This is a genomic window from Bradyrhizobium sp. TM102 (assembly GCF_009176685.1).
Classification (GTDB): Bacteria; Pseudomonadota; Alphaproteobacteria; order Rhizobiales; family Xanthobacteraceae; genus Bradyrhizobium; species Bradyrhizobium ottawaense.
Genome location: NZ_AP021855.1, coordinates 4,034,833 through 4,048,807, shown reverse-complemented (window position 1 = coordinate 4,048,807; position 13,975 = coordinate 4,034,833). Strand labels below are relative to the sequence as shown.

The 13,975-nt window shown below is 65.1% G+C and carries 14 protein-coding genes; 1 reads left to right on the top strand and 13 read right to left on the bottom strand.

Annotated features, from left to right (window positions below; translation table 11 throughout):
- The first annotated feature begins 29 nt into the window (after positions 1-29).
- Positions 30-410 (top strand): response regulator, encoded by a 381-nt coding sequence (locus tag GDN70_RS19385; protein ID WP_095424097.1) that lies wholly within the window; start codon positions 30-32, stop codon positions 408-410.
- A 54-nt stretch (positions 411-464) separates the two neighbouring features.
- On the opposite strand, the gene GDN70_RS19380 is transcribed toward GDN70_RS19385, so the two are convergent.
- From GDN70_RS19380 to GDN70_RS19320, 13 genes are all read right to left on the bottom strand, one after another.
- A complete protein-coding gene (locus tag GDN70_RS19380; RefSeq protein WP_028141604.1) occupies positions 465-1,436 on the bottom strand; it encodes a tripartite tricarboxylate transporter substrate binding protein BugD in 972 nt (323 codons plus the stop codon).
- Positions 1,437-1,616: 180 nt separating this feature from the next.
- The gene (locus tag GDN70_RS19375) at positions 1,617-2,858 is read right to left on the bottom strand and encodes a threonine synthase (protein ID WP_028141603.1); all 1,242 of its coding nucleotides are present in this window, start codon (positions 2,856-2,858) and stop codon (positions 1,617-1,619) included.
- 215 nt (positions 2,859-3,073) lie between these two features.
- Complete coding sequence (gene lpdA / locus GDN70_RS19370; RefSeq protein ID WP_152102903.1) at positions 3,074-4,495, bottom strand: dihydrolipoyl dehydrogenase; 1,422 nt, start codon at positions 4,493-4,495, stop codon at positions 3,074-3,076.
- 17 nt (positions 4,496-4,512) lie between these two features.
- Positions 4,513-4,746, bottom strand: coding sequence for a hypothetical protein (locus GDN70_RS19365; protein ID WP_038974895.1), 234 nt, complete (start codon positions 4,744-4,746; stop codon positions 4,513-4,515).
- 22 nt (positions 4,747-4,768) lie between these two features.
- Positions 4,769-6,124 (bottom strand): pyruvate dehydrogenase complex dihydrolipoamide acetyltransferase, encoded by a 1,356-nt coding sequence (locus GDN70_RS19360; RefSeq protein WP_028141600.1) that lies wholly within the window; start codon positions 6,122-6,124, stop codon positions 4,769-4,771.
- A 62-nt stretch (positions 6,125-6,186) separates the two neighbouring features.
- Positions 6,187-6,639 carry a nucleoside deaminase gene (locus tag GDN70_RS19355; protein ID WP_028141599.1) on the bottom strand — a complete coding sequence of 151 codons (453 nt, stop codon included), beginning with the start codon at positions 6,637-6,639 and terminating at the stop codon, positions 6,187-6,189.
- A 2-nt stretch (positions 6,640-6,641) separates the two neighbouring features.
- Complete coding sequence (locus GDN70_RS19350; RefSeq protein ID WP_018320291.1) at positions 6,642-6,944, bottom strand: DUF5076 domain-containing protein; 303 nt, start codon at positions 6,942-6,944, stop codon at positions 6,642-6,644.
- Positions 6,945-6,947: 3 nt separating this feature from the next.
- Positions 6,948-8,333 (bottom strand): pyruvate dehydrogenase complex E1 component subunit beta, encoded by a 1,386-nt coding sequence (locus GDN70_RS19345; RefSeq protein ID WP_038971488.1) that lies wholly within the window; start codon positions 8,331-8,333, stop codon positions 6,948-6,950.
- Positions 8,334-8,362: 29 nt separating this feature from the next.
- Positions 8,363-9,385 carry a pyruvate dehydrogenase (acetyl-transferring) E1 component subunit alpha gene (pdhA, locus tag GDN70_RS19340; RefSeq protein ID WP_028141597.1) on the bottom strand — a complete coding sequence of 341 codons (1,023 nt, stop codon included), beginning with the start codon at positions 9,383-9,385 and terminating at the stop codon, positions 8,363-8,365.
- Between the two features lie 268 nt (positions 9,386-9,653).
- The gene (gene adh, locus GDN70_RS19335; protein WP_028141596.1) at positions 9,654-11,171 is read right to left on the bottom strand and encodes an aldehyde dehydrogenase; all 1,518 of its coding nucleotides are present in this window, start codon (positions 11,169-11,171) and stop codon (positions 9,654-9,656) included.
- 344 nt (positions 11,172-11,515) lie between these two features.
- Entirely contained in the window at positions 11,516-12,475 is a 960-nt protein-coding gene (locus GDN70_RS19330) for a GAF domain-containing protein (protein ID WP_161966439.1), read from the bottom strand.
- A 216-nt stretch (positions 12,476-12,691) separates the two neighbouring features.
- A complete protein-coding gene (locus GDN70_RS19325; RefSeq protein ID WP_028141594.1) occupies positions 12,692-13,009 on the bottom strand; it encodes a septum formation initiator family protein in 318 nt (105 codons plus the stop codon).
- A gap of 236 nt (positions 13,010-13,245) precedes the next feature.
- A complete protein-coding gene (locus GDN70_RS19320) occupies positions 13,246-13,797 on the bottom strand; it encodes an NADPH-dependent FMN reductase (RefSeq protein WP_028141593.1) in 552 nt (183 codons plus the stop codon).
- Between the last annotated feature and the right edge of the window lie 178 nt (positions 13,798-13,975).

The following is a 13,975-nucleotide window of genomic DNA, read 5'->3' as shown; positions in this document are numbered from 1 at the left end:
GCTCCCCGTGCAGGAGCATTATATTGCCAGTGTCTTCGATCATTTCCGTCATTGATGATGATCCCTCCGTTCGTCTTGCGACGAACAACCTCCTGACGTCGCGCGGGTATACGGTCCACACCTTTGGCTCGGCTCACGAATTTCTCCAATCCGCCGAACTGGAGACGACCGGCTGCGTGATCACGGACGTGCAGATGTCGGTCATGAGCGGCGTCGAGCTGCTGACGCACATGCGCGGCCTCGGGCGCGTCACGCCCTTCATTTTCATGACGGCTTTTCCGGATGAGGCCGTACGCGACCGCGCACTCAGGGCCGGCGCGATCTGCTTTCTCGCCAAGCCGTTTTCAACCCCAGCCCTGATCCAGTGCCTGGAGACCGCATTGTCGGACCCCGGTGACGCCACGATGTGATGCGGCGGCCCCGCGTCCCCACGGCCACGACATGTCTGCGGCCATGCGGCATGCTCAATCCACCTTGATGTTGGCCGCCTTGATCATCGGCCACCATTTGGCGATCTCGGCCTTCTGACGGGTGCCGAGCGCTTCGGGCGTGAGCTGGTCCTTCGGCGTCATCTCCAGCCCCTGGCTTTCGAGCTGCTTCCTCACGGCAGGATCGTTCAGCGCCTCCACGGCCGCAGCATTGAGTTTGGCAACGATCTCCTTTGGCGTGCCCTTCGGCACCCACATGCCCGACCACAGCGTCATGTTGAAGCCTTTGAGCCCTGCCTCCTCCGCGGTCGGAATCTCGGGGGCCGAGGAAAGGCGCTTGCTGTCGGTGATGGCGTAGGCGCGGATGGTGCCGGCGCGGACCTGCGCGATGGAGTTGGAGGTCTGGTCGATGATGACGTCGATCTGGCCGGCGATGAGATCGTTCAACGCGGGTGCCGTGCCGCGATACGGCACGTATTGCAGCTTGATGCCGGAGACGCTCTCGAAATAGACGCCGGCGATGTGGCTGCCGGAGCCGGCGCCGGCGGTGCCCGCTGTCGGCGGCGACGGCCGTGACTTCAGCCATTCGATCAGCTCTTTCAGCGACGTCGCCGGCACCGCGTTCTTGCTGACGACGATCATCGGATTGCTCGGCAGCAGCACCACCGGCTCGAGGTCGGCAACGAGGTCGTATTTGAGCTTGTAGACGGCGCCATTGGCGACGTGGGTGCCGAGATGGCCGAAGGAGATGGTGTAGCCGTCCGGCGGCGATTGCACGGCGCGGCCGACGCCGATCGACCCGCCCGCACCGGTGACGTTCTCGACCACGAGGGGCTGGCCGAGCGGAGTGCGCATCCGCTCGGCGAGCACGCGCGCCATCGCATCCGACGGGCCGCCGGCTGCGAACGGCACGATGATGGTGATGGGACGGGAGGGATAGTCATCGGCGCGCGCGGCGCCGGTCACAGCGAGAATAGCAAACAGCGCAGCCCAGACGGCCTTCGTCATTGTCTTCTCCCCAGCGATGTCGTTCTTGTTTTTCTTCACCTCGCCCCGCTTGCGGGGAGAGGTCGAATTGCGAAGCAATTCGGGTGAGGGGGGTCTCCGCAGGTTCAGCTGTCACCGCCCCCGCGGAGACTCCCCCTCACCCCAACCCTCTCCCCGCAAGCGGGGCGAAGGAGAAGCAAGCTAGAACTGTGTGTAATCGATCGGCTCGTGGCGATCGAGCGTGCGGGTCACCGGCGGCAGCGGATATTTCAGGCCGGTCGCGCAATTGAACAGCATGACGCGGTCACCCTTCGAGACGCGGCCATCGGCGAGGCTGTCCTTGTAGGCGGCATAGGTCGCGGCGCCCTCGGGGCAGAGCAGCAGCCCCTCCTCGCGCGCAACCTCGTTCAGCGCCGACGAGATCTTGTCGTCGTCGACCGCGATGGCAAAGCCCTTGCTCTCGCGGACCGCGCGCAAGATGAGAAAGTCGCCGATTGCCTGCGGCACGCGGATGCCCGAGGCGATCGTGTGGGCGTCCTCCCAGCGCGTGGCGTGCTCGGTGCCGGCGTCATAGGCCCGCACCATCGGCGCGCAGCCCGAGGCCTGCACCGCGACCATGCGCGGGCGCTTCGAACCGATGAAGCCGATCTTCTCGAGCTCGTCGAAGGCCTTCCACATGCCGATCAGGCCGGTGCCGCCGCCGGTCGGATAGAAGATCACATCGGGCACGTCCCAACCGAGCTGCTCGGCAAGCTCGAGGCCCATCGTCTTCTTGCCTTCAATGCGGTACGGCTCCTTTAGCGTCGAGGTGTCGAACCAGCCGACCTTGGCCTTGCCCTCGCCGACGATCTTGCCGCAATCGTCGATATAGCCGTTGACGCGGTAGACGGTCGCGCCCTGCAGCTCGATCTCGCTGACGTTCACCTCCGGCGTATCGGCCGGGCAGAAGATTGTGGTCTTGATGCCGCAGGAGGTGGCGTAGGCCGCCAGCGCAGCCCCCGCGTTGCCGTTGGTCGGCATCGCCATGTGCTTGATGCCGAGCGCCTTGCCCATCGACACCGCCATCACGAGGCCACGCGCCTTGAACGAGCCGGTCGGCAGCCGTCCCTCGTCCTTGACGATGATCTCGCCGCCGCCGAGTTTCTTGCCGAGCTTCGGCAGCCGGATCAGGGGCGTGGTGACCTCGCCGAGCGAGACGATGTCCTTGCATTTGCGCACCGGCAGCAGCTCGCGGTAGCGCCACATGTCGCCGGGGCGTTGCGCGAGCGCGTCCTTGGTCAGCGCCTTCTTCACGCCTGCGAGGTCGTAGCGTACCAGCAGCGGTTTGCCGGCCTTGGAGAGATTGTGGACCTGGTCGGCGGCGTAATGATCGCCCTCCATTGCGCATTCGAGATGGGTGACGAAGGTCGGGCGTTCGACGATGAGGTTGTCGTTGTCGTGCATGGGTTCATTCCCTTTTGTTGTTTTCGTATTTCTCTATCAAACCCGCCACCCCGAGGCGCCGGAGCGAAGCGGAGGCCTCGAAGGGCAACGAGCCCGGCTGCTGCAGCTCGGCCGTTCATCCTTCGAGGGTCACTCGGCGGCGCGGTGCGCCGCCGAACTCGCACCTTAGGATGACGGGACTGATGGCAGCACGCTGCGCCGCAGCCCTCGTTCCATCAAATATTCAACACCTTTCCATACGCATCCAGCACGGCTTCCTTCATCATCTCCGACAGCGTGGGATGCGGGAAGACCGTGTGCATCAGCTCTTCTTCCGTCGTCTCCAGATTCATGGCGACGACGTAGCCCTGGATCAGCTCGGTGACTTCAGCGCCGACCATGTGGGCGCCGAGCAGCTGGCCGGTCTTCTTGTCGAAGATCACCTTGACGAGGCCCTGGTCCTCGCCGAGCGCGATCGCCTTGCCGTTGCCGACGAAGGGGAAACGGCCGACGCGGATCTCGCGGCCGTTCTCCTTCGCCTTGGCTTCGGTGAGGCCAACGGAGGCGACCTGCGGCTGGCAATAGGTGCAGCCCGGGATCATGTTCTTGTCCATGGGATGCGGATGCAGTCCCTTGATCGCCTCGACGCAGATCACGCCCTCATGCTCGGCCTTGTGTGCGAGCATCGGGGGCCCCGCGACGTCGCCGATGGCATAGATGCCGGGGACGTTGGTCTTGCCGTAGCCGTCGATCACGATGCAGCCGCGGTCGGTCTTCACGCCGAGCTTTTCCAGGCCGAGATTCTCGATATTGCCGACGACGCCGACTGCGGAGATCACGCGCTCGAACTCTGATGTGACGGGCTTGCCCTTGCCGTCGTCGATGGTGGCGACGACGCTGTCGGACTTCTTCTCCAGCTTCGTGACCTTGGTCGAGGACATGATCTTGATGCCCTGCTTCTCCAGGCGCTTGCGGGCGAGCCCCGCGATCTCGGCGTCCTCGACGGGCAGGATCTGCGGCAGCACCTCGACGACGGTGACTTCGGAACCCATGGTGTGGAAGAACGAGGCGAACTCGATGCCGATCGCGCCGGAGCCGACGACCAGCAGCGACTTCGGCATCCGCTCCGGCACCATCGCCTCGAAATAGGTCCAGACCAGCTTCTTGTCGGGCTCGAGCCCCGGCAGCACGCGCGGCCGCGCGCCGGTCGCGACGATGATGTGCTTGGCCTGATAGGTCCCCTCGCCCAGCGCACCCTTCGGGCCCTCGACGTCGGACTTCTTCACCGTGACCTTGTCGGGCGCGTCGATCGTGGCCGCGCCCCAGATCACGCTGACCTTGTTCTTCTTCATCAGGAAGCCGACGCCGTCGTTGAGCCGCTTGGAGACGCCGCGTGAGCGCTGCACCACCGCCTCCGGATCGAACGAGACCTTCTCCGCCGACAGGCCGTAATCCCCGGCATGCTGCATGTAATGATAGATCTCGGCCGAGCGCAGCAGCGCCTTGGTCGGGATGCACCCCCAGTTCAGGCAGATGCCGCCGAGATACGACTTCTCGACGATCGCGACCTTGAAGCCGAGCTGAGCGGCGCGGATCGCGGTGACATAGCCGCCGGGACCGGAGCCGATGATGATGACGTCGAAGGATGTGTCGGCCATGGCGGCTCCCGTTCAACTCAAGAGGCGCCGCGGGCGCGGCGCTTGACCAGAAAAGACCTCACCAGCCATTCGAGCATCACCGCCAGGACCATGACGGCCAGAGCGATGAGCACGACGGGCTGGGCGATGTTCCGTGCCAGTTGCTCACCGGCAAAGAACGCAGAGTGCAGAAAATCGAGCCCGATCGGGTTAAGCGCAACCGCGGCTCCGAGCAGCAGCGATATCCATGGCCAGCGGGTACGGACATGCAAAATTGCGCCCTCTGCCGCCGCGTCAGACCATCATCATGACGGGGTTTTCGATCAGCTGCTTGAAGGCGCCGATCAGCTCGGCGCCGAGCGCACCGTCGATGGCGCGGTGATCGCAGGACAAGGTCACGCTCATCATGTGCGCGATCTCGATCTTGCCGCCGCGTACCACAGGGCGTTCCTCGCTGGTGCCGACCGCGAGGATGGTCGCATGCGGCGGGTTGATCACGGCGGTGAAGTGGCTGATGCCGTACATGCCGAGGTTGGAAACTGCGGTGGTGCCGCCCTGGTATTCCTCGGGCTTGAGCTTGCGCGAGCGGGCGCGCGCGGCGAAATCCTTCATCTCGTTGGAGATGGTCGAAAGCGTCTTGGTCTCGGCCTTGCGGATGATCGGGGTGATCAGGCCACCCGGCATTGCGACCGCAACGCCGACGTCGGAATGATGGTGCTTGACCATGCCGCTTTCGGTCCAACTGACGTTGCAGTTCGGGATCTTCTGCAGCGCCACTGCCATCGCCTTGATGACGAAGTCGTTGACCGAGATCTTGTAGAGCGGCTTCTTCTCCTTGTCCTTCGGCGCGGCAGCGTTGATTTCCTCGCGGGCAGCGAGGAGCTTGCCGATGTCGCAGTCGATGGTCAGGTAGAAGTGCGGGACGTTCTGGATCGATGCAGTCAGGCGCTGCGCAATGGTACGGCGCATGCCGTCATGCGGAATGATGTCGTAGGAGCCGGGCTCGAACAGCGACAGGATTTGCTTGTCCGACATGGTGGGCGCGATCGAGGGCGCACCTGATGGTGCCGCGGCGGGCGCCTTGAGGCCCTTGCCCGACTTGGCCTGCTCGACGTCGCGGGCGACCACGCGGCCGTGCGGGCCGGTGCCTGTTACCATCGACACGTCGATGCCGGCGTCCTTGGCGAGACGCCGCGCCAGCGGCGAGGAGAACACGCGACCACCTTGGCCGTTGCTCTGCGCGGCCGGAGTAGCGGCCTGCGGCGCAGGTGCAGCAGCCGGCGACGGCGCGGCTTTGGGCGCGGCAGGCGCAGCTGCGGGAGCCGGCGCCGCAGCAGGAGCCTCGGCCGCCTTCGGAGGTGCGGCCGAAGCGCTGGGCTTGGCGGCACCCGCCGCCTTCACGTCCTCGCCTTCGCCGGCGAGCACCGCGATCACGTCGTTGACCGGGACGTCCTGCGTGCCCTCGGGCACCAGGATCCTGGCGATCGTGCCCTCGTCGATGGCCTCGACCTCCATGGTCGCCTTGTCGGTCTCGATCTCGGCGATGACGTCGCCGGATTTGACCTTGTCGCCTTCCTTCTTCAGCCACTTGGCGAGGTTGCCCTTCTCCATCGTCGGCGAGAGAGCGGGCATCAGGATGTTGATGGGCATGCTGACCTCAAGAAGAACTTTGCAAAACGTCGCCTCCGACAGCGGAGACGAACAGACCAGGTTTAGTTGCCGATGTCGCCCTGCCACAGGCGCTCATTGGCAGGGATGGAACGCCAATTCTTCATCATGGTGATCGAGCGGTCGTCGGCAAGATCGATCCAGGGGATGCCGAACTTGTCGAGGATGTCCTTGGATCCCTCGAAGGTGACGGATTCCCCGATCACCACGAGCTTGACCTTGAACAGCCCCAGCGCGCCGGCGCACATCGAGCATGGCGACAGCGTGGTGTACATGACGGTGTCGTGGAATGAGATCGCGCCGGCCTCGCGCAGGCAGCTCATCTCGCCGTGCAGGATCGGATTGTTTTCCTGCACGCGGTTGTTGTGGCCGCGGGCGATGATTTTGTTGTCGCGCGTCAGCACGGCGCCGATCGGCAGGCCGCCCTGTGCGATCGAGGCCTCCGCCTCGCGGATCGCCTCCAGCATGAAATCGAAATGATGAGCTTCGATCGCCACGGTCAGTGTCCCTTGCCGCGCGGCGTCGTGGTGCCGGTGTCGGTGGGACGCTCGATCTCGGCCTGGAACATCTCCAGGATCCGGTTCAGCGCGTCCTCTTCGGTATATTCGCTCTCGCGCGCATAGGCGCGCGCGGCGTGGCGGGCGAGATCGACGAGCAGCAGGCCCCACATGTCAGGCTCCTCGAAGGCGCGCTGGAACGCCATCGACAGCCCGCCGTCCAGCACGAACACGCGCAGGATCTCGACCGCGTCGTCGCGGGTCATGACGTCGGGCGGAAGTGGCTGCTCCTTCGGGCCCGCCATGGTCTACCTGTAGCAGACGGCTTTGGCGGCCTCGACGACTTCTGCCGCCGACGGCAGCGCGAGCTTCTCCAGGTTCGCGGCATAGGGCATCGGCACGTCCTTGCCGGAGACGCGCGTCACAGGCGCGTCCAGATAGTCGAAGGCGTTCTCCATGATGCGCGCGGCGATCTCGGCGCCGACGCCGCTCTGGGCCCAACCCTCTTCCACCGTGACGGCACGGCCAGTCTTCTTCACCGAGTTGATGATGGTCTCGGTGTCCATCGGACGCAGCGTGCGCAGGTCGATCACCTCGGCCTCGATGCCCTCTTTGGCAAGTTCATCGGCCGCCTTCAGCGCATAGGTCATGCCGTTCGACCAGGAGATGATCGAGACATGGCTGCCTGAGCGCACGATGCGGGCCTTGCCGATCGGGATCACGAAATCGTCGAGCTTCGGCACCTCACCGGTGTGGCCGTAGAGCACCTCGTTCTCGAGGAAGATCACCGGATTGGGATCGCGGATCGCAGCCTTCAGAAGACCCTTGTAATCGGCGGCCGAGAATGGCGCGACGACCTTCAGGCCCGGGACGTTCGAGTACCAGGCCGAATAATCCTGGCTGTGCTGGGCGGCGACGCGCGCAGCGGCGCCGTTGGGCCCGCGGAACACGATCGAGCAGCCCATCTGGCCGCCGGACATATAGAGCGTCTTGGCCGCGGAGTTGATGATCTGGTCGATCGCCTGCATGGCGAAGTTGAAGGTCATGAACTCGACGATGGGCTTGAGGCCCGTCATCGCGGCGCCGACGCCGACGCCGGCAAAGCCGTGCTCGGTGATCGGGGTGTCGATGACGCGCTTGGCGCCGAACTCCTGGAGCAGGCCCTGGGTGACCTTGTAGGCGCCCTGATATTCGGCGACCTCTTCGCCCATCACGAAGACGTCGGCGTCGCGGCGCATCTCTTCGGCCATGGCATCGCGCAAGGCTTCGCGGATGGTCTGCGTGATCATCTCGGTACCGGCAGGCACCTCCGGATCCGGCTCGGCGACAGCCTGCGGGGCCGGCGCAACCTTGGGCGCGGGCACCTCGGCCTTTGCGGCGGCAGGCGGAGCGGACTCGGCAGCCTTCTGCGCGGCCGGTGCAGGCGCTTTGGCAAGATCGGCCGCGCTTTCGCCGTCGGCGAGGATGGTCGCGATCGGCGTATTCACCGCGACGTCGGCGGTCCCCTCGGGGATCAGGATCTTGCCGAGCGTCCCTTCGTCGGTCGCCTCGACCTCCATGGTCGCCTTATCGGTCTCGATCTCGGCGATCACGTCACCCGACTTGATCGTCTCGCCCTCTTTCTTCAGCCATTTGGCGAGGTTGCCCTTCTCCATCGTGGGCGACAACGCGGGCATCAGCACTTGAATTGGCATATCGACTCCAAAAGAAAGCTTGCGCGCGTTCAGCGGTAAACGTCGGTCCAGAGCTCGGCGGCATCCGGCTCGGGATCATGCTGGGCGAAATCGGCGGACGCGTTGACGATGTCGCGCACCTCGGCGTCGATCGCCTTGAGATCGGCCTCGCTGACCTTGGCAGCCAAGAGGCGGTTACGCACCTGCTCGATCGGGTCCTGGTCGTGGCGGACCTTCTCGACCTCCTCGCGCGTGCGATATTTTGCAGGGTCGGACATCGAGTGGCCGCGATAGCGGTAGGTCTGCATCTCCAGGATGAAGGGACCCTTGCCGGCGCGGCACCAGGCGGCGGCTTCGTCGCCGGCGGCCTTGACGGCGCGGACGTCCATGCCGTCGACCTGCTTGCCGGGGATGTTGAAGGACGCACCGCGCTTGGAGAAATCCTGCTGCGCCGAGGCGCGCGAGACCGAGGTGCCCATGGCATAGCGGTTGTTCTCGATGACGTAGATCACCGGCAGCTTCCAGAGCTCCGCCATGTTGAAGCTCTCATAGACTTGGCCCTGGTTGGCCGCACCGTCGCCGAAATAGGTGACGCTGACATTGTCGTTGCCGCGGTAGTTATTGGCGAATGCCAGACCCGTGCCGAGCGATACCTGGGCGCCGACGATGCCGTGGCCGCCGTAAAAGTGCTTCTCCTTGCTGAACATGTGCATGGAGCCGCCCTTGCCCTTGGAATAGCCGCCGCGGCGGCCCGTGAGCTCGGCCATGACGCCGTTGGCATCCATCCCGGTGGCAAGCATGTGGCCGTGATCGCGGTAGCCGGTAATGACCTGATCGCCCTGCTTCAGGGCCATCTGCATGCCGACCACCACGGCCTCCTGGCCGATATAGAGGTGACAGAAGCCGCCGATCGCGCCCATGCCATAGAGCTGGCCGGCCTTTTCTTCGAACCGCCGGATCAGGAGCATGTCGCGGAGCGCCTTGAGCTCCTGCTCCCTCGTGAATTCCGGGGGCGAACCGCCGTCGGTCTTGTCCTGTGGAGTGCTTGCGGCGGCTTTCTTGGGTGCGGCCATGGGAATTCCGGGTCAGAGAAAACTTTCGTCCTCTCTAACCCAACTCAAACGCCCTTGGAAAGCACCGCAGCGGCATGACACGACTTTCATTATGCCGCAGTGCAACGTGGTCGAAATATTGGAAAATCTTTGGCGCTGATCGGGCAACAAATCTATGCGCGCCATGTGCGCCTGTGGATTCGTGACCGGATCAAGAATTATGGACCATGCCGATCCGGGCCTTCGGAGCGGACGTCGCCAGGATGGCGCCGCCCTCTCCGCACCTCGATCAGAAGAAGCCGAGCTTCTTCGGGCTGTAGCTGACCAGGAGATTCTTGGTCTGCTGATAATGATCGAGCATCATCTTGTGGGTCTCGCGACCGACGCCCGACTGCTTGTAGCCGCCGAACGCCGCATGGGCAGGATAGGCGTGGTAGCAGTTGGTCCAGACCCGGCCGGCCTGGATCGCCCGGCCGAAGCGGTAGCAGCGGTTGGCATCGCGGCTCCAGACGCCGGCCCCGAGGCCGTAGAGCGTGTCGTTGGCGATCTCGAGCGCCTCGTCGTCGTTCTTGAAGGTCGTGACCGAGACCACGGGGCCGAAGATCTCCTCCTGGAAGATTCGCATCTTGTTGTGGCCCTCGAACACGGTCGGCTTGACGTAGAAGCCGCCGGCGAGATCGCCGCCGAGCTCGGCACGTCCGCCGCCGGCGAGCACCTTGGCCCCCTCCTGCTTGCCGATGTCGATGTAGGACAGGATTTTTGCGAGCTGCTCGCCGGATGCCTGGGCGCCGATCATGGTGGCGGCATCGCGCGGGTCGCCCTGCTTGATCGCCGCGACGCGCTTCAGCGCCCGCTCCATGAAGCGGTCATAGATGTCCGCATGAACCAGCGCGCGGCTCGGACAGGTGCAGACCTCGCCCTGGTTCAGCGCGAACATGACGAAGCCTTCGATCGCCTTGTCGAAGTAATCGTCGTCCTCGGCGGTGACGTCGTTGAAGAAGATGTTCGGCGACTTGCCACCGAGCTCCAGCGTGACCGGAATGAGGTTCTGGCTGGCATATTGCATGATCAGCCGGCCCGTCGAGGTCTCGCCGGTGAACGCGATCTTGGCGATGCGCGGGCTCGAGGCCAGCGGCTTGCCGGCTTCCAGACCAAAGCCGTTGACGATGTTGAGGACGCCGGGCGGCAGCAGGTCGCCGATGATCTCGGCCCAGACCATGATCGAGGCCGGGGTCTGCTCGGCAGGCTTCAGCACGACGCAATTTCCGGCGGCGAGCGCGGGGGCGAGCTTCCAGCAGGCCATCAGCAGCGGGAAGTTCCAGGGGATGATCTGGCCGACCACGCCGAGCGGCTCGTGGAAATGATAGGCGATGGTGTCGTGGTCGATCTCGCCGATCGAGCCTTCCTGGGCGCGCACGACGCCGGCGAAGTAGCGGAAGTGATCGATGGCGAGCGGGATGTCGGCGGCGCGGGTCTCGCGGATCGGCTTGCCGTTGTCCCAGGTCTCGGCAATGGCGAGACGCTCGAGATTTTCTTCCATGCGGTCGGCGATCCGGTTCAGGACCGCGGCGCGCTCGGCGACGCTGGTACGGCCCCAGGCGCCCTTGGCGGCATGCGCCGCGTCGAGGGCCGCCTCGACGTCCTGCGCGTCCGAGCGCGCGATCTTGCAGACGATCTGGCCGTTCACCGGCGAGGCATTGTCGAAATATTTGCCGGAGATCGGCGCGACGAACTTGCCGCCGATGAAGTTGTCATAGCGTTCGGCAAAGGGAACTTTGGTCACATTGAGGAATTCCACCTTGTTCATTGATCACTCCCGATGTTTGCTGTTTGCGCAATTCGTCGCGTGGTCGCGACTTGCGCCGACGATGTCGCGGGAGATGTTTTCTGTCAGCCCCGATGGGAGCGATGGCGGGGCCGACCTGTCGCAGTTCTGCGACACACACTCGTGTCCCGGCTCATTCTCGTGTCCCGGACGCGCTGCAACGCTCTTCGCGTTGCTGCGCAGAGCCGGGACCCAGGCGGCACGGGAGAATGCTGAGACATGGGCCCCGGCTCTGCAGCGCACCACGTCGCAAGTGCGACGCGCTGCGCTGCGTCCGGGGCACGAGACCGGAATTTCGAGCGCACGATTTCAGGAAATAGCGCGGCCTAGTGGTTCAGCTCGAACCGCTTGAGCTTCCTGTGCAGCGTGGCGCGGCTGACGCCGAGGGCCTTGGCGGCCGCCGAGACATTGCCGCCGGCGCGGAGCAGCGCCCTCTGCACCACCGCGCGCTGGCCGCCGGCAAGATGATCGCGCGCGGGTTCGCCGCCGAGCAGATCGGCTGCGGGCACCGGCTGCAACGCCCGGCCGGGCGCGATTCCCAGCGCCGCCCGGGCGGAGCGGGTCGCGCCGATCACGAGATCGTCCGCATCGACCGCAATGAGGCCGCCGCATTGGCCGTCCGCAGCTTGCGTCAAGACGATGCGGGCATGGCTGAACGCCCTGCGGAACAGATCGGCTTCGATACGCTTGGCCGCCTCGCCCGTCGCAAGCGCGATCAGACTGGAAAACGCGTCGGTGCGGTCGGCGCGGCAGGAGGAGACGTCGAGCACGCCCGCCAGCGCCGCCTCATGGTCGTAGATCGGAACGGCGGTGCAGCTCAGAAGCGTGTTGCGGGTGAAGAAATGCTGGTCGCGGTCGATCGTCAGCGGACGCTGCTCGACGAGGCAGGTGCCGATGCCGTTGGTGCCCTCGTGCTCCTCGCTCCAGAGCGCACCGGTCCACAGGCCCCAGGATTGAAACGTCGCGTCATCCGCCGCTGTGCCGCGACGATCGACCGGCACGCCCTCGCCGTCGGCGAGCAGCACGCAGCAGCCGCTCGCGCCGACCGCCTGATAGAGCCGGTCCATCGCGCCTTGCGCCGCCGCCAGCAGCGGCGCGATGCGCTCGCGCGCCTCGTGCAGCTCGGCTTCGGTCAGCCGCATCGGCGAGGTGCGGCCGCCGGGATCGAGATGATGCAATCTGGACGAACGGCGCCACGAGGCCACGAGCGCGGATCGTGCCGCCTGGCCTGACGCGATGGCGGCCTCGACGCGGGCCGCGTGATGCCGGGGCATTGACCCATTCATCACTGTTTCCTCCGGATGACAGACTAGATCGTGCCGGCCTCGCCCGTTTGATCTGCGTCAACTTCGGCGAGCGCCACAGAAGCCATGCCCCCGCCGCGGCACTGCCGTCAAGGCGGTCGCCCGGTTCCGGACTTACGACCTTCGCAGGAGGAAAGGCACGGTGGTCGGATTTCGGCGGCGGCTTTCGCTGTCGGTTTCGAAAGCTTGCGGAAAACGCTACTTCGCCGGGATCATCCGAACGAGATCACGCGGATTGACGTAATCGAGCTGGAAGCGCGCCCGCTCGTCCAGCATGTCGGGGTCGATCCGCTCGGACCGCAGCAGCGACACCCGCTGCTCGCTCCTGGCGCGCTCACGCTTGAGCTGGGCCAGTTCGCTGGTCAGCGCGATGATCTCCTGGTCGAGCTCCTGGCGGGCGTTGAGGCCGTATTTGCCGGTATAGGCGTTGACGCCGAAATAGCCGACGATGGCGGCCGCCATCGCGTAGAGGGCAAGACCGGTCAGGATCGATTTCAGGCGCGCGCGGGAGACCATCTTGGGAAGATGAGACAGGTTGGTTAAGGGAGTGCTAATTGCCCCTGCCCGTCGTCATGCCCGGGCTTGTCCCGCCTGCGCGGCCGAAGCCGCTTCGGCGCGGCGAAGGCCCGGGCATCCACGTTCTTCGTCGCTCGGGGCCAAGACGTGGATGGCCGGGACATCCAGCGCGAAGACGCGCTTCGCGCTTTTGCCCGGCCATGACGGAGAGTTGGGCAAGCTTCGGCGGAAAAGCCTCAGCCGTGGTGCTTGGCGACGTGCGCGGCGAAGGCGTCGATATAGGCCTGGAGCACGGGCTTCAGCGAGTCCTTGGTGAGGTTGCCTTCGGCGTCGAAGGCGTCGCCGACCGCATTCAGATAGATCTCCGGCTGCTGCATGATCGGGCCTGCAATGCCCGGCAGGATGTTCTGAAGCGTCTTTGCGGCGCTGACGCCGCCGAGCGGACCCGGCGAGTTCGAGACGATGCCGACCGGCTTGCCGTTGAACGAGCTCTTGCCGTAGGGCCGCGAGGCGACGTCGATGGCGTTCTTCAGGACGCCGGGGATCGCGCGGTTGTATTCCGGCGTGACGAAAATGACGCCGTCCGACTTCTGAAGCTTGTCGCGGAAGGCCAGCCAGTCCGCGGGCGGCGCGCCCTCGAGGTCCTGGTTGAAGAACGAGATGCCCGCCGGCGTGACGACCTCGAGCTTGAGCGTATCCGGCGCAAGCTTGGCCAGCGCATTGGCGATCTTCAGCGAAAAGCTGTCCTTGCGCAGGCTGCCGGCGATCGTGACGATGTTGTAGGCCATGGATTGTCCTTGAGGGCTTGAGCTGGAGTGCCGCGACGGCACTTAAGCGATCTCGTGTGGTGGATGCAAGTGCATGAACCCGCCCGATTTGGAAACGCTGTGTTTCGCGAAAGCAGACGTTTGGGCCGTCGCCGGGATGGAGCGCCGGCGTAACCCAGGGCCCTACCCCAAGCTACGC